Here is a 15377-nt window from a genome sequence, read left to right on the forward strand (position 1 = left end):
CGTTGACATGTTCGACATTGCCTGATGATAATGGTCCGAGCGTTGTACGACAACCGATGACATACCCGGATCATCCCCCAAAGCCTCGCACCACACAATGACAGAAGAGACATATCCGAAGGCCGTCGCCGCCCCGGCGCCCGCCACCCGCACCCTGCAGCGCCTGCTGCTCACCGGCGCCGCGGGCGGCCTCGGCAAGGAACTGCGCGCACGGCTCCGGCCCTTCGCCGAGGTGATCCGCCTGTCGGACATCGCCGCCCTGGAAGCGGCCGCCGGCCCGCAGGAAGAGGTGGTGCCCTGCAACCTGGCGGACAAGCAGGCGGTCGATGCGCTGGTCGAGGGCTGCGACGCCATCGTGCACCTGGGCGGCGTGTCGGTCGAGCGACCGTTCGAGGAAATCCTCGAGGCCAACATCCGCGGCACCTTCAACCTGTACGAGGCCGCGCGCCGCCACGGCGTCAAGCGGGTGGTGTTCGCCAGCTCCAACCACGTGGTCGGCTTCCACCGCCAGACCGAAAAGCTCGATGCGCACTGCCCGCGCCGGCCCGACGGCTACTACGGCCTGTCGAAGTCCTACGGCGAGGACCTGGCGCAGTTCTACTTCGACCGCTACGGCATCGAGACGGTCAGCATCCGCATCGGCTCCTCCTTCCCCGAGCCGCGCGACCGCCGGATGATGAGCACCTGGCTCAGCTACCGCGACCTGACCGAGCTGGTGCGCTGCTGCCTGTTCGCGGCCGACGTCGGCCATACCGTGGTCTACGGCGCATCGGCCAACCGCGACGTCTGGTGGGACAACCATGCCGCCGCCCACCTGGGCTGGACGCCGCAGGACACGTCGGAAGTCTTCCGCGCCAAGGTCGAGCAGCAACCCGCGCCGGCGCCGACCGACGCGGTGGCCGTCTACCAGGGCGGCGCCTTCACCCAGGCCGGCCCGTTCGAATCGTGATCCGGCCCCTGCCGCATCCCGCCCTCGCCCGCCTGCCAGGAAACGACCGATGACCGCCGAACTCGTGCTCGACGCGCGCTGCGCCACCGGCGAAAGCCCGGTCTGGGACGTGCGCAGCCAGGCGCTCTGGTGGGTCGACATTCCGGCCCGCCGGCTGCACCGCTGGAATGCCGCAGACGGTAGCACCCGCCACTGGACCGCGCCCGAGATGCTGGCCTGCATCGCCCGCCGGGAAGACGCCCACGGCGGCGGCTGGGTGGCCGGCACCGAGACGGGCCTGTTCCACCTGCAGCCGCACGACGACGGCACCCTGGGTTTCGACCCGCTGGCGACGGTGGAGCACGCCCGCCCCGGCATGCGCTTCAACGACGGCCGCTGCGACCGCCAGGGCCGCCTCTGGGCCGGCACCATGCTGCTCGACATGGCGGCCGCCGCACCGGTCGGCGCGCTGTATCGCTACGATTTCGATAGCAAGGAGTCGGCGCAGATCGCCGGCTACCGGCCGATTTCGCCCCTGATCGTGCCCAACGGCCTGGCTTTCAGCCCCGACGGCCGGACCATGTACCTGTCGGATTCGCATCCGAACGTGCAGACCGTCTGGGCCTTCGACTACGACACCGACACCGGCACCCCGTCGAACCGGCGGGTTTTCGTCGACATGACCGCCCTGCCCGGCCGGCCCGACGGCGCCGCGGTCGATGCCGACGGCTGCTACTGGATCTGCGGAAACGACGCCGGCCTGGTGCACCGCTTCACGCCCGAAGGCCGGCTCGACCGCTCCCTGGCGGTGCCGGTCAAGAAGCCCGCGATGTGCGCCTTCGGCGGCGCGGGGCTCGACACGCTCTTCGTCACCTCGATCCGCCCTGCAGGCGACCTGTCCGACCAGCCGCTGGCCGGCGGTGTCTTCGCGCTGCGCCCCGGCGTGCAGGGCCTTGCGGAGCCTGCCTGCCGCGGATAGACCGTCCGTTACCCCTCTTTCCTTCCACCGTTTCATCACTACGCAAAAACAGAGACAAGCATGAAATTCCACCGCACCCTCCTCGCACTTTCCATCGCGGTCCTGGCGCCGCTGACCTCCCAGGCGACCGAGTTCCGCTCGGCCGACATCCACCCCGACGGCTACCCCACCGTCGAAGCCGTCAAGTTCATGGGCGAGCGGTTGAAGGCGCTCTCCGGCGGCAGGAACACGGTCCGCGTCTACAACAACGGCGCCCTCGGCGGCGAGAAGGACACGATCGAGCAGGCCAAGATCGGCGCGCTCCAGATGGTGCGGATCAACGTCGGCGCGATGAACAACATCTGCCCCGAGACGCTGGTGCCGACCATGCCCTTCCTCTTCAAGTCGGTCGACCACATGCACAAGGTGCTCGACGGCCCGGTGGGCGAAGAGATCCTGAAGGCCTGCGAGAAGCAGGGCTTCGTCGGCCTGGCCTTCTACGACAGCGGTTCGCGCTCGGTGTTCACCGCCAAGAAGCCGGTCAGGAGCATCGCCGACATGAAGGGCCTGAAGGTCCGGGTGCAGCAGTCGGACCTGTGGGTCGCCACCATGGAAGCCATGGGCGCCAACGCCACCCCGATGCCGCAGGGCGAGGTCTACACCGGCCTGAAGACCGGCCTGATCGACGCCGCCGAGAACAACTACCCCACCTACGAAAGCTCGCGCGCCTTCGAGGTGGCCAAGTACTACACCAAGACCGAGCACTCGATGGCGCCCGAGATCCTGCTGTTCTCCAAGCGCGCCTGGGACCGCCTCTCGGCCGAGGAGCAGGCGCAGGTGCGCCAGGCCGCCAAGGAATCGGTGCCGCACATGCGCAAGCTCTGGGCCGAGCGCGAGATCAAGTCGTTCGACACCGCCAAGGCCGGCGGCGCAGAGTTCTTCGAGATCGACAAGGCCCCGTTCCAGGCCGCGATGAAGCCGGTCTACGACAAGTTCATCACCGACGCGAAATTGAAAGACCTGGTCAAGCGGGCTCAGGAAACGCAATAGGCCGCCCGGCGCGCGACCGTCTTGCGACCCCACCGCGCGCCGTGCCTGCCCTAAAGTCCGCTCTCATTTCGATAGCTGGTAGCCGGCAACCTGCGCCGGCTCCAGCCCTTTTTTCTTCCAAAAACATGTACACCCGACTCTGCCGCGCGCTCGCCCGCGCCTGCATGTGGCTGGGCATCGCCGGACTGGTCGCGCTCATCTGCGCGGTCAGCTGGCAGGTGTTCGGCCGCTACGTGCTCAACAACACGCCCACCTGGGCCGAGAGCCTGGCCCTGCTGCTGGTGCTCTACGTGACGATGTTCGGCGTGGCCGTCGGCGTGCGCGACGCCGGCCACATCGGTCTCGAATCCTTCCTGGTGCTGGCGCCCGAGGGCGTGCGCATCAAGATGGAATTCCTGATCCACGCGCTGGTGCTGGTCTTCGGCGCGGCGATGGCCTGGAACTGCGCCTCGCTCGCCCAGTCGGTCTGGGACTACCGCCTGCCCACGCTGCCGCTGTCGGAGGGCTGGAAATACGTGCCCGCGACGATCGCCGGCGTCCTCATCGTGATGTTCTCGGTCGAGCACATCATCGCTCTCGCGCAAGGCCGCGAAGTCGAAGCTTCCTGGTCATGAAGCACACCCCCAGGCTTGCCCACTCCGTGTGGCCGCCAACCCCCTTGCAGGGGGCAGCACCAGCGGCCCGGCACAGCCGGCTCCGCGGTACTTCTGAAAAATTCATAGGCCTCGTACTGCCGTGACCATTCCTCTTCTGATCCTCTGCGTCACCTTCACGCTGCTGCTGCTGCTCGGCGTGCCCGTCGCGTTCTCGATCGGCCTGTCGGCCCTCGCGACGCTCGCCTACGAAGGCCTTCCGCTGGAGGTCGGCTTCCAGCAGATGACCTCGGGCATGGGCATCTTCTCGTTCCTGGCGATCCCGTTCTTCATCTTCGCCGGGGAGCTGATGCTCTACGGCGGCATCGCCGACCGGATCGTCGCCCTGGCCAAGAACCTGGTCGGCCATGTGCGCGGCGGCCTGGGCATGTCGAACGTGGTGGCCTGCACCCTGTTCGGCGGCGTGTCCGGCTCGCCGGTGGCCGACGTCTCGGCCATGGGCGCGGTGATGATCCCGATGATGAAGAAGGAGGGCTACCACGCCGACTACGCGGTCAACGTGACGACCCACGCGGCCCTGGTCGGCGCGCTGATGCCGACCAGCCACAACCTGATCATCTATTCGCTGGCCGCCGGCGGCAAGGTGTCGATCGCGGCGCTGATCCTGGCGGCGCTGGTGCCGGCGGCGATCCTCACGATCAGCAACCTGGCCGCGGCCTACTTCGTGGCCGTCAAGCGCGGCTACCCGGCGGGCACCTTCCCGGGCTGGCACATCGTGGCCCGCTCGCTGGCCGCGGCCCTGCCCGGCCTGTTCGTGGTGGTGCTGATCCTGGGCGGCATCCTGTCGGGCATCTTCACCGCGACCGAGTCGGCCGCGGTGGCGGTGCTGTATGCGCTGGCGCTCACCGTGCTGCTCTACCGCACGCTCAAGTGGGAGCACTTCATCAAGGCCGCGGCCAAGGCGGTCAAGACGACCGGGGTGGTGCTGCTGCTGATCGGCATTTCCAGCACCTTCGGCTACCTGATCAGCCTCTACGGCGTGGCCGAGCTGACCGGGCGGATGCTGTCCGAGATCACCACCACGCCGTGGATGATCTTCCTGATGATCAACGTGATCCTGTTCCTGCTGGGCACGTTCCTCGACATGGCCGCGACCATCCTGCTCTGCACGCCCATCTTCCTGCCGATCGCGCAGCAGTACGGCATGAGCTCGGTGCAGTTCGGCATCGTGCTGCTGATCAACTGCGCGCTCGGCCTGAACACGCCGCCGGTCGGCACCACCCAGTTCGTCGGCTGCGCCATCGGCGGCGTGTCGGTGGGCGAGGTGATGCGCACCATCTGGCCGTTCTACGGCGCGCTGGTCTTCGCGCTGCTGCTGGTCACCTTCGTGCCGGCGTTCTCGATGTGGCTGCCCGGCATGTTCATGGCGGTCAAGTAAAGCGACCGTTACCGACAGGAGATATCCCATGCCCCTTCGTTCTGCTTGCACCACCGCCCGCCGGCGTGCCGCCTGGTGCCTCGCGCCCATCGCCGGCGCCGCCCTGCTCGCCTCCTGCGGCGGCTCCGGCCCGCTGGCGCCGCCGGTGACCGGCACCCGGGTCTACGTCTCGAACGCCGACAGCCAGGACCTGTCGGTCTACACGCTCGACCGGGCCGCCGGCGTGCTGCGCCCGCTGCAGACGGTGCCGCTCGGCGGCCAGGCGATGCCGATGGCGCTGTCGCCCGACAAGCGCACCCTGTACGTCGCCCTGCGCTCGCAGCCCTACCGGGTGGTGAGCCTGGCGATCGACCCGGCCAACGGCACGCTGACCAAGCGCGGCGAGGCTCCGCTGGCCGACAGCATGGCCAACATCGACACCGACGCCACCGGCCGCTGGCTCTTCGCCGCCTCCTACGGCGGCCACAAGATCACCGTCAACAGCATCGGCGCCGACGGCCTGCCCGGCCCAGTGGTGCAGACCCTCGCCACCGCGCCCAACGCCCATGCGATCCATGCGGACGCGGCCAACCGCTATGTCTTCGCCACCAGCCTGGGCGGCGACAACCTCTCCAGCTGGAAGTTCGACGCCACCACCGGCCGCCTCACCGCCAACGACCCGGCGCTGACCACCGTCGCGCCCGAGAAATCCGGCCCGCGCCACTTCGTCTGGGACAAGTCGCAGCGCTACCTGTACCTGCTCGACGAGCTCGACGCGGCCCTGCACACGATGGAGTACGACGCCACCCGCGGCACGCTGCGTGCGGTGCAGCGCAGCACCACCCTGCCGGCCGGCTTCACCGGCAAGCCCTGGGCGGCCGACCTGCACCTGTCGCCCGACGGCCGCACGCTGTACGCGTCGGAGCGCACCTCCAGCACGCTGTCCACGTTCAGGGTGAATGCCGACAACGGCCAGCTGACGCCCCTCGGCCAGGTGCCGACCGAGAAGACCCCGCGCGGCTTCGCGGTCGATTCCTCGGGCCGCTTCCTGGTGGCCGCGGGGCAGGATTCGCACAGCGTGTCGCTGCACCCGATAGACCCTTCCACCGGTGTGCCCGGCACCCCCACGCGGGTGGCGGCGGGCAAGAATCCCAACTGGGTCGAGATCGTCGACCTGCACTGACATCCCTCCGGCCCCACGCGTTCCTGGCTCCCCCCAAAATGACTGCGCTTCCCACGTCCGCTCCTCTCACCATCCGCATGCACGCGGCCGACAATGTGGCCATCGTCGCCAACGACGGCGGCCTGCCCGCCGGCACCGTGCTGGCCGACGGCCTGGTGCTGCGCGACCGCGTGCCCCAGGCCCACAAGGTGTCGCTGGTCGATATCGCCGAAGGCGGCCCGGTGGTGCGCTACGGCGTGGTCATCGGCCGCGCGATCCAGCCGCTGCCGGCCGGCACCTGGGTGCACGAGCGGCTGCTGCAGATGCCCGACGCGCTCTCGCTCGAAGGCCTGCCGATCGCGACCGTCAAGCCCGAGCCTCAGCCGCCGCTCGAAGGCTTCACCTTCGAAGGCTTCCGCAATGCCGACGGCTCGGTCGGCACCCGCAACATCCTGGCGATCACCCAGACGGTGCAATGCGTGGCCGGCGTGACCGACTTCGCGGTGCAGCGGATCAAGGCCGAGTTGCTGCCGCGCTTCCCGAACGTCGACGACGTAGTGGCCCTGGAGCACACCTACGGCTGCGGCGTGGCGATCGACGCGCCCGACGCGATCATCCCGATCCGGACGCTGCGCAACATCAGCCTCAACCCCAACTTCGGCGGCGAGGTGATGGTGGTGAGCCTGGGCTGCGAGAAGCTGCAGCCCGAGCGGCTGCTGCCGCCCGGCAGCTTCGCCATCGTCGACGAGCGCAACGTCGCCGACGTGGGCGCCAGTGCCGAGACCAAGCTCGACGTGGTCTGCCTGCAGGACGATGCGCACGTCGGCTTCATGTCGATGATCGACGCGGTCATGCGGCAGGCCGAGGAGCACCTGGAGCGGCTCAACGCCCGCACCCGCGAGACGGTGCCGGCCAGCGAGCTGGTCGTCGGCGTGCAGTGCGGCGGCAGCGATGCGTTCAGCGGCGTGACCGCCAACCCGGCCGTCGGCTTCTGCACCGACCTGCTGGTGCGCGCCGGCGCCACGGTGATGTTCTCCGAGGTGACCGAGGTGCGCGACGGCATCGACCAGCTCACCTCGCGCGCAAGCACCCCCGAGGTGGCCGCGGCCATGATCCGCGAGATGGCCTGGTACGACGCCTACCTCGACAAGGGCCGGGTCGACCGCAGCGCCAACACCACGCCCGGCAACAAGAAGGGCGGGCTTTCGAACATCGTCGAGAAGGCGATGGGCTCGATCGTGAAGTCGGGCTCGTCGCCGATCACCGGCGTGGTCTCGCCCGGTGAGAAGGCCCGGCAGAAGGGCCTGCTCTACACCGCCACGCCTGCGAGCGATTTCATCTGCGGCACCCTGCAGCTGGCCGCCGGCATGAACCTGCACGTGTTCACCACCGGCCGCGGCACGCCGTACGGACTGGCGCAGGTGCCGGTCATCAAGGTGGCGACGCGCAGCGACCTGGCGCGGCGCTGGCACGACCTGATGGACATCGACGCCGGCACCATCGCCACCGGCGCCAAGACGATCGAGGACGTGGGCTGGGAGATGTTCCGGCTGATGCTGGACGTGGCCAGCGGGCGCAAGAAGACCTGGGCCGAGCACTGGAAGCTCCACAACGCGCTGGTCCTCTTCAATCCCGCCCCCGTGACCTGAGAAAGGGGGCATGAACCTACTGCGCGGGCCGATCTCGCGCCTGTGGTCCTCACCGTACAGAAGTACGGCTCCGGTCCGCGGCGCAAGCTAGGCCCGCTCGCTACGGTTCCTGACCCCTTCTCGCGTCGTGCTTGTTCAGGAAATCCAAAGAAAAATCAGGAGACAGAGACATGAACCGAATCAACGTCGATCTTTCCCGCCGCAGCGTCATCACCGGTGCGCTGGCGGCGGGCGCTGCGGGGCTGGCGAACGCGCAGGCGTTCGACTTCAAGCCGAACCAGCGGTATCCGGACCCTGCGGTGCAGGTGCTGGACCCGTCGTTCGCAAAGTACCGGCTGTTCAGCAGCAGCGTGGAGCAGATCGCCACCGGCTTCCGCTGGGTGGAGGGGCCGGTGTGGTTCGGGGACGGGCGCTACCTGCTGTTCTCGGACATTCCCAACAACCGGATCATGCGCTGGGACGAGGCGACCGGGCAGACCGGCGTGTTCCGCAATCCGTCGAACTTCTCCAACGGCCTGGGCCGCGACCGGCAGGGTCGGCTGCTGGCCTGCGAGCACCTGACGCGGCGGGTGACCCGCACCGAGTACGACGGCAGCATCACCGTGCTGGCCGACCGGTTCGAGGGCAAGCGCCTCAATTCCCCCAACGACATCGTGGCGCGCAGCGACGGCTCGGTGTGGTTCACCGACCCGCCCTTCGGCATCGGCGGCCACTGGGAGGGCGAGAAGCAGGCGTCGGAACTGCCGCAGGCGGTCTACCGGATCGATCCGAGCGGCCGGCTCGATCGGGTGCTGGAATCGCGCTTTCCCAACGGACTGGCGTTCACTCCCGACGAGAAGCAGCTCTACCTGGTCGAGCGTACCGCCGAGGGCCGCCGCCAGATCGTGCGCTACGACGTCACCGCCCGCCAGGGCCTGGCCAATCCGACCGTCGTGGTCGAGGGCGGCACCGGCGCGCTCGACGGCTTCAAGGTCGACGAGGACGGCAACCTCTGGTGCGGCTGGGGCAGCACCGGGGCCGCGGACTCGATCGCCGCCGACCTCGACGGCGTGATGGTGTTCAACCCCTCCGGCAAGCCGATCGCGCACATCCGCCTGCCCGAGCGCTGCCCCAACCTGGTCTTCGGCGGCCCGAAGCGCAACCGCCTGTTCATGGCCAGCAGCCATTCGGTCTACAGCCTCTACGTGGAAACACGCGGTATCTGATTCCCCCAATGCGCCTTCGGCGCTTCCCCCTCAGGGGGCGATACCGGTGGACCGGCAGAGCCGGATCCACGGTATCCCCGAGACGAGAAGCGTCCGCTGGCCTGTCCTTCACCGTCAACACCCAGGAGACCTTTCAGATGCAACGCAGAACCTTCGTCCATTCGGCCACGGCCGCCGCGCTCGTCGCCGCCTTCCCGGCGGCCTTCAACCCGGCGTTCGCGCAGGACAACTGGCCGACCAAGCCGGTCACCTACCTGGTGCCCTTCCCCACCGGCGGCACCACCGACATCCTGGCACGGCTGATCGGCCAGAAGCTGGGCGCGGCGCTCAACACCACCTTCGTGGTCGACAACCGCGCGGGCGCCGGCGGCAGCATCGGCTCGGAGCTGGGCGCGCGCGCGCCGGCCGACGGCTACACCATCGTGGGCGGCACCGTCAGCTCGCATGCGATCAACGTCAGCATCTACCCCAAGCTGGGCTACGACCCGGTCAAGTCCTTCACCCCGATCGTGCTGATCGGCGCCAACCCGGTGGTGCTGGTGGTGGGCGAGAAGAGCCCGTTCAAGACCTTGAAGGACGTGATCGCCGCCGCCAAGGCCAAGCCCGGCACGGTGACCTCGGCCTCGGCCGGCAACGGCACCTCGCAGCACATGTCGCTGGAGCTGCTGGGCTTCCAGTCGGGAACGAAGTTCGTGCACGTGCCCTACAAAGGCAGCGGCCCCGCGATCCAGGACGTGATCGCCGGCCAGGTCGACATGATGTTCGACACCACCGTGGTGGCCGGCCCGCACATCCAGAGCGGCAAGCTGCGCGCGCTGGCGGTCAGCTCGGCCAAGCGGCTCGAGTCGATGCCCGATGTGCCGACCGTCGCCGAGACGGTGCCGGGCTTCGAGGTGCTGTCGTGGCAGGGCATCTTCGCGCCGGCCAACACGCCCAAGCCGATCGTCGACAAGCTCAACGCCGAGATCCTGAAGATCCTCGCCACCGGGGAAATGCAGGACCGCCTGAAGAGCCTGGGCATGCAGCCCAACCCGATGACGCCGGCCCAGTTCGGCGAGTTCCAGAAGAAGGAAGTCGACAAGTGGGCGCAGGTGGTCAAGGCTGCCGGCATCAAGCTCGAATGACGGATGCAGGCACCGCCCGCCGGGCGGTGTTTCTGCGTGAAAAGAGGCTGCAGCCGGCCCTCCACGCCGGCCACCAGCTATTAAACTTGTAGCATTCGCCAATGTCGGCTATATTGCCCACGCACCCGACACCCGCCTTTCGCCACAGGAGCTTTCGCGCATGAGTCCCAAGGAAAACGCCGCCGTTCACCAGTTGTTCGACCTGCTCGAATCGCGCTACGCGATGCGCGTGCTCTGGGCGCTGCGCGACGGCCACCACCAGACCTTCCGGCTGCTGCAGGACAGCGTCGGCGGCATCACGCCGAACACGCTCAACACCCGCCTGAAAGAGCTGCGCCAGGCCGGACTGGTCGACCACGGCGGCGACGGCTACGGCACCACCGATGCGGGCAAGGACCTGCTCAAGCGCCTGAGCGACCTGCACGCCTTCGCCGGCCGCTGGGTGCAGACGCTGCCGCCGAAGGCCGGCTGAGCCGCTGCGCCTACCCGGCCCCGCGGCGCCTGCCGACCGCACGGCCGCCGCAGACACTTCACCCTCTCGTGCTCGTGGCAGGCCCCTCGCGGGCCTGCGCCGTTTCCCCCCATAGCACCATCCAAGGAGATCACCATGGCTATGACGACCACCGCATCCGGACTGCAATACGAAGACACCACCCCCGGCAACGGCGAAGAAGCCAAGGCCGGCCAGAACGTCAGCGTGCACTACACCGGCTGGCTCTACAACGACGGCGTGCAGGGCGCCAAGTTCGACTCCAGCCGCGACCGCAACAGCCCGTTCGATTTCTCGCTCGGCGCCGGCATGGTCATCAAGGGCTGGGACGAAGGCGTGCAGGGCATGAAGATCGGCGGCCACCGCACCCTGGTGATCCCGGCCAACCTGGGCTACGGCGCCCGCGGCGCCGGCGGCGTGATCCCGCCCAACGCCACCCTGAAGTTCGACGTCGAGCTGATCAAGATCGGCCGCTGAGCCGGTAGTGCGGGGCTGCTGCAGGCATCACCCGCCCACCCTTGTCTCTCGTACTCCGCGCCCGCCGCGGACCGGGCCTTCGGGCCGGGTCCCGGCGGGCGTCGTCGTTTGGGGGCCCGCGTCGATTCGTGCAGCAGATGAACTTCGGATGAACCCCGAATGAACCCGCCATGAAGCCCGCGGTATGCGGCAAAACGCGCCGCACACTGGCCTCGTCCCGTGGGTTCGGGCGTCCGTGCAGGCCCTGTTCCGCACCGACTCCCGGGCACCGCGGACCCCGCAACTACAGGAACCGACGATGACCACTGCGACGACCCCCGCCACTTCCTCCAACGCGCGCCGCGGCTTCTTTCGCAGCGCCTGCTGCGGCACCCTCGCGGCCGCCAGCGCGGTCGCCCTGCCCGCTTTCGGAGCCGACGCGGTGCCCAAGAGCAGCATGACGCCCGACCAGGCCCTGGCGCGGCTGAAGGCCGGCAACGCCGACTTCCTGGCCGGCAAGCGCAAGCCCTCGCAGCTCGACAACGACCGCCGGCTGGAGATCGCCCGCTCGCAGGCGCCGTTCGCGGTGCTGGTCGGCTGCTCCGACAGCCGGGTGCCGCCCGAGCTGCTGTTCGGCGTCGGCCTGGGCGAGCTGTTCATCGTGCGCAACGCCGGCAACACGGTCGACACCACCGCCCTCGGCAGCGTCGAATACGGCGCGATGGTGCTCGGCGCCCCGCTGGTCGTGGTGCTGGGCCACGAGCGCTGCGGCGCGGTCGAGGCGGCGGTGTCGGTGGTCGAGAAGAACGCGGTCTACCCCGGCTCCATCGGCAAGATGATCGAAGGCATCATCCCCGCGGCCCTGATCGCCCGCAGCACCGGCAACCTCAACGGCGACGCGCTGCTGGACGCCGCGGTGCGCGAGAACGTCAAGCGCACGGTGGAGCGGCTGCGCACCACCGAGACGATGTTCCAGGAGCCGCAGAAGAGCGGCAAGCTCAAGATCGTGGGCGCCCGCTACGACCTTGACACCGGCGAGGTCGAGTTCTTCGCCTGAGGATCCGGGAGAGTCTTCCGACCCGGGGCGCGCTGTTGCATGGCGGCCGGCCCGGCCGCCCGCCGCGCAGTCCTACCCGTTCAGCGCGCGGTCCAGCGACGCGTACTTCTCGGGGCCGACCGCCTCGCGTATCTTGGGCGCCAGCTGCACCAGGTCCTCGTAGCCCGAGGCGGCTTCCAGCGATAGGTTGAGGCGGAATCCGCGCAGCCCGAGTCCGGAGGTGAGCTGCGTCGCGATCGGGTAGGCCTCGCTGTAGCGCTGCTGCGGCGTGCGTGCGCTGGCCGCGCTGGCCGCATCGGCCGCGGCCGGTGGGACAGGGGTGACCGCACCCGCCGGGGCTGCGGATTCGACCAGCAGGCCGGCGGCCACCATCGCGTCGATGTCGGCCGCCGCCACGCCCATGCCGGCGGTGGCGGCCAGCACCTCGTCCCGGCTGCGCCGGCCGTCGAACAGGATGAAGGCCGACCGCTGCCGCGGCGTCAGCGGCACCGACCGGTCTTTCATCGCCTGGTGGCCCAGGGCCGTCTTGGCAAGAATCATGGGCGCAGCTTGCCATGCAGGGGTGCACCGATAAACGGTATTTACCCACAGGGAAAAACCTCATCCGCGCTGCGGTTTTCGGCTCGCCAGGCTGGCCAGCCACACCACCGCCACGCCCGCGGGCACGCCGAACACGCCTGCCGAGATCGGCTGGATGCCCCACCACGACGGCGCCGCGGCGGCCAGGCCCAGCAGGCCGCGCAACGGCGCCACATGCGCGAGCTGGTAGTACAGCGCCACGCCCAGCCCGGCCAGCATGCCCGCCACCGCGCCGTGCCGGGTGGCACCGCGCCAGAAGATGCCCAGCACCATCGCCGGCACGAAGGCCGACGCCGCCAGCGAGAACGACGCGGTGACCAGCGTCAGGATCTCGGCGGGCCGCGCCGCCGCCACCGCCGCGGCGATCAGCGCCACGCCCAGCAGCGCGAACTTGGTCAGGATCACCCGCTGCTCGGGCGTGCGGCGCGAGGGCCGTTCCTGCGACACCATGTCGCGCACCAGCGCGTTGCTGATCGTCAGCAGCAGGCCGTCGGCGGTGGAGAGCGCCGCGGCCAGCCCGCCGGCCGCGACCAGGCCCGACACCACGTAGGGCAGCCCGCCCAGCTCGGGCGTCGCCAGCATGATCATGTCGGCCCCCATCCGGATCTCGGCGAACTGCACCCGGCCGTCGCCGTTGACGTCCTCGATCGCCAGCAGCGACGCGTCGAGCCGGGTCCACTGCGCCACCCAGCCCGGCAGCGCATCGAACCGCGTGCCGACCAGGTTCTGCATCACCTCGAACTTCACCATCACCGCCAGGGCCGGCGCGCTCACGTACAGCAGCACGATGAAGAACAGCGACCACGCCACCGAGCGCCGGGCCGCACCCACGCTGGGCGTTGTGTAGAAGCGGGTCAGCAGGTGCGGCAGGCCGGCGGTGCCGACCATCAGGCAGAACATCAGCGCGAGGAAGTTGCGGCGCGCGTCGTCGAACGCGGCCCGCTCGGCCGGCGAGCCTTCGGGGTCGCCGGCGAAGGCCCGCGCATGGGGCGGCAGGCCGCCGAGCGGGCGGGCGCGCTCGGTGTCCTCGCGCAGCGCCCGGCTCCAGCGCTCGCGGGCGGTGGCCACGTCGCGCGGCAGGGCGGCCAGTGCGCGGCTGGCGGCCATCACCTCGGCCACCTCGGCGTTGCGGCTGCGCAGCTCTTCCAGCTGCCGCTGCAGGCGCGCCCGCTCGGCCGCCAGCGCGCCCTCTACGTCGCGCAACCGCTCGGCATGCAGTTGCGCCCGCTGCCGGTAGATGTCGGCCACCTGCCGCTCGGCGGGCGATGCGCGCAGCGCATCCTCCATCTGGCCGATCTTCGCGATCTGGGTGCCGTAGACCAGCGGCGCCAGCGGGTTGCCGAGCTGCTTGTACGCGAGCCACGACACCGGGATCAGGAAGGCCAGCAGCAGCACCAGGTACTGCGCCACCTGCGTCCAGGTGATGGCCCGCATGCCGCCCAGGAAGGAGCAGAGCAGCACGCCGCCCAGGCCCAGCATGATGCCGATCTCGAACTGCACGCCGGTGAGCCGCGAGGCGATCAGCCCCACGCCGTAGATCTGCGCCACCAGGTAGGTGAAGGAGCACAGCACCGCCGACACCGCCGCGATGCGCCGCGGCCACCGGCCGCCGTAGCGCACCTGGAAGAAGTCGGGCACGGTGTAGAGGTTCATCGCCCGCAGCGTCGGCGCGATCAGCATCGCCACCAGGCAGAAGCCGCCGGTCCAGCCCAGCAGGTAGGCCAGCCCGCCGGCCTGTCCTTCGCTGCCGGAGAAACCCTGCAGGTACAGCGCGCCCGCCAGGCTGAGGAACGATGCGGCGCTCATCCAGTCGGCCGCCGTCGCCATGCCGTTGTAGATCGGCGGAATGCGCCGGCCGGCGACGTAGTACTCGTCGGCATCGGTGGTGCGGCCCCAGACGCCGATCGCGGCGTAGACCATCACCGTGCCGAACAGGAAGATCGGCCCGATCCAGTGGCGCGACAGGCCGCTCTGCTCGGCCCAGCCCAGCGCCAGCAGGAACACGACGACGCCGACCGCATAGGCGCCGAAGACCAGGTGCAGCCGCCGGGCGTAGGCCCGGCTGTCGTCGGGTGGGAGGGCCACGGCGCGACCGCGTCAGCCGTGCGGCACGGAGGACGCGGCAGCCGAAGCGGGTCCACCATCCGCCGGGTCGCCCGCGGCGGAGGCCAGTGCGGCACGCGCCGCCTCGCGCCGGTCGCTGCGCCCGGTGCCCACCGCATAGGCCACCACCACCAGCAGGAACACGCCCAAGGCGCCCTGCCCGGCCATCCAGACGTTCAGCGGCCAGCCCTGCACCATGAATTCCAGCGACCGCGCGAAGTAGCACACCCCGAACGATGCCACGGCCCACACCAGCAGCAAGGCCGCCCGCAGCGGCCAGTCCCGCGGCACGGGTACCGCGAACGCGACCGGTGCGGCTTCGTGCCCTGCGTGCGGCAAGGATGGCGGCAGGGCGGGAAAACCAGGAAAAGCCATGCCGCGATCATCGCAGCAGGCGGATGTCGGCGCCTCGGTGTTTGCCAGCAAGGAGGACCACAGGCAGCGCGCGGAACGTGCAGTGCATGTCTCGGCCGGGAGGCCCTCACCCCAACCCTCTCCCAGAGGGAGAGGGAGCAATACCGCAGCCCGTCGCAGGCCATGCGTTCTCATCGGGGATACCGCGGAACCGGCTCTGCCGGGCCGTGGGTATCGCCCCCGGCGAGGGGG

General features: G+C 69.6%; 15 protein-coding genes. 12 read left to right on the plus strand and 3 right to left on the minus strand.

Annotated elements, in window-relative coordinates:
• Positions 1 to 97: 97 nt before the first annotated feature.
• The 12 genes from ASE76_RS12145 to ASE76_RS12200 all read left to right on the plus strand — a co-directional run bounded on the left by ASE76_RS12145 (position 98) and on the right by ASE76_RS12200 (position 12089).
• Positions 98 to 949 (plus strand): NAD(P)-dependent oxidoreductase, encoded by an 852-nt coding sequence (locus ASE76_RS12145; RefSeq protein WP_055839751.1) that lies wholly within the window; start codon positions 98 to 100, stop codon positions 947 to 949.
• Positions 950 to 998: 49 nt separating this feature from the next.
• Complete coding sequence (locus tag ASE76_RS12150; RefSeq protein WP_055839754.1) at positions 999 to 1907, plus strand: SMP-30/gluconolactonase/LRE family protein; 909 nt, start codon at positions 999 to 1001, stop codon at positions 1905 to 1907.
• A 60-nt stretch (positions 1908 to 1967) separates the two neighbouring features.
• Positions 1968 to 2936, plus strand: a complete 969-nt coding sequence (locus ASE76_RS12155) for a TRAP transporter substrate-binding protein (protein ID WP_055839757.1) — start codon at positions 1968 to 1970, stop codon at positions 2934 to 2936.
• A gap of 125 nt (positions 2937 to 3061) precedes the next feature.
• Entirely contained in the window at positions 3062 to 3550 is a 489-nt protein-coding gene (locus tag ASE76_RS12160) for a TRAP transporter small permease (protein ID WP_055839760.1), read from the plus strand.
• A gap of 121 nt (positions 3551 to 3671) precedes the next feature.
• Positions 3672 to 4967, plus strand: coding sequence for a TRAP transporter large permease (locus ASE76_RS12165; protein ID WP_055839763.1), 1296 nt, complete (start codon positions 3672 to 3674; stop codon positions 4965 to 4967).
• 28 nt (positions 4968 to 4995) lie between these two features.
• The gene (locus ASE76_RS12170; protein WP_082448429.1) at positions 4996 to 6129 is read left to right on the plus strand and encodes a beta-propeller fold lactonase family protein; all 1134 of its coding nucleotides are present in this window, start codon (positions 4996 to 4998) and stop codon (positions 6127 to 6129) included.
• Between the two features lie 38 nt (positions 6130 to 6167).
• Positions 6168 to 7757, plus strand: a complete 1590-nt coding sequence (garD, locus tag ASE76_RS12175) for a galactarate dehydratase (RefSeq protein ID WP_055839766.1) — start codon at positions 6168 to 6170, stop codon at positions 7755 to 7757.
• A 170-nt stretch (positions 7758 to 7927) separates the two neighbouring features.
• Positions 7928 to 8962: an SMP-30/gluconolactonase/LRE family protein gene (locus ASE76_RS12180; protein WP_055839768.1), complete on the plus strand. Its 1035-nt coding sequence runs from the start codon at positions 7928 to 7930 to the stop codon at positions 8960 to 8962.
• A 137-nt stretch (positions 8963 to 9099) separates the two neighbouring features.
• Positions 9100 to 10086, plus strand: a complete 987-nt coding sequence (locus ASE76_RS12185) for a tripartite tricarboxylate transporter substrate binding protein (protein ID WP_055839771.1) — start codon at positions 9100 to 9102, stop codon at positions 10084 to 10086.
• A gap of 160 nt (positions 10087 to 10246) precedes the next feature.
• A complete protein-coding gene (locus tag ASE76_RS12190) occupies positions 10247 to 10558 on the plus strand; it encodes a helix-turn-helix domain-containing protein (protein ID WP_055839773.1) in 312 nt (103 codons plus the stop codon).
• A 135-nt stretch (positions 10559 to 10693) separates the two neighbouring features.
• Positions 10694 to 11053, plus strand: a complete 360-nt coding sequence (locus ASE76_RS12195; RefSeq protein ID WP_055839776.1) for an FKBP-type peptidyl-prolyl cis-trans isomerase — start codon at positions 10694 to 10696, stop codon at positions 11051 to 11053.
• Positions 11054 to 11351: 298 nt separating this feature from the next.
• Entirely contained in the window at positions 11352 to 12089 is a 738-nt protein-coding gene (locus tag ASE76_RS12200; protein WP_055839780.1) for a carbonic anhydrase, read from the plus strand.
• Between the two features lie 72 nt (positions 12090 to 12161).
• Here ASE76_RS12200 and ASE76_RS12205 read toward each other — a convergent pair whose 3' ends face one another.
• The 3 genes from ASE76_RS12205 to ASE76_RS20050 are packed head-to-tail and all read right to left on the minus strand — an operon-like array spanning position 12162 to position 15146.
• A complete protein-coding gene (locus ASE76_RS12205; protein WP_055839784.1) occupies positions 12162 to 12629 on the minus strand; it encodes a hypothetical protein in 468 nt (155 codons plus the stop codon).
• Positions 12630 to 12689: 60 nt separating this feature from the next.
• The gene (locus ASE76_RS12210) at positions 12690 to 14753 is read right to left on the minus strand and encodes a VC_2705 family sodium/solute symporter (protein WP_055839787.1); all 2064 of its coding nucleotides are present in this window, start codon (positions 14751 to 14753) and stop codon (positions 12690 to 12692) included.
• Positions 14754 to 14765: 12 nt separating this feature from the next.
• Complete coding sequence (locus ASE76_RS20050) at positions 14766 to 15146, minus strand: DUF4212 domain-containing protein (RefSeq protein WP_168389249.1); 381 nt, start codon at positions 15144 to 15146, stop codon at positions 14766 to 14768.
• Between the last annotated feature and the right edge of the window lie 231 nt (positions 15147 to 15377).

This window comes from Xylophilus sp. Leaf220, from assembly GCF_001421705.1.
GTDB lineage: Bacteria > Pseudomonadota > Gammaproteobacteria > Burkholderiales > Burkholderiaceae_C > Xylophilus.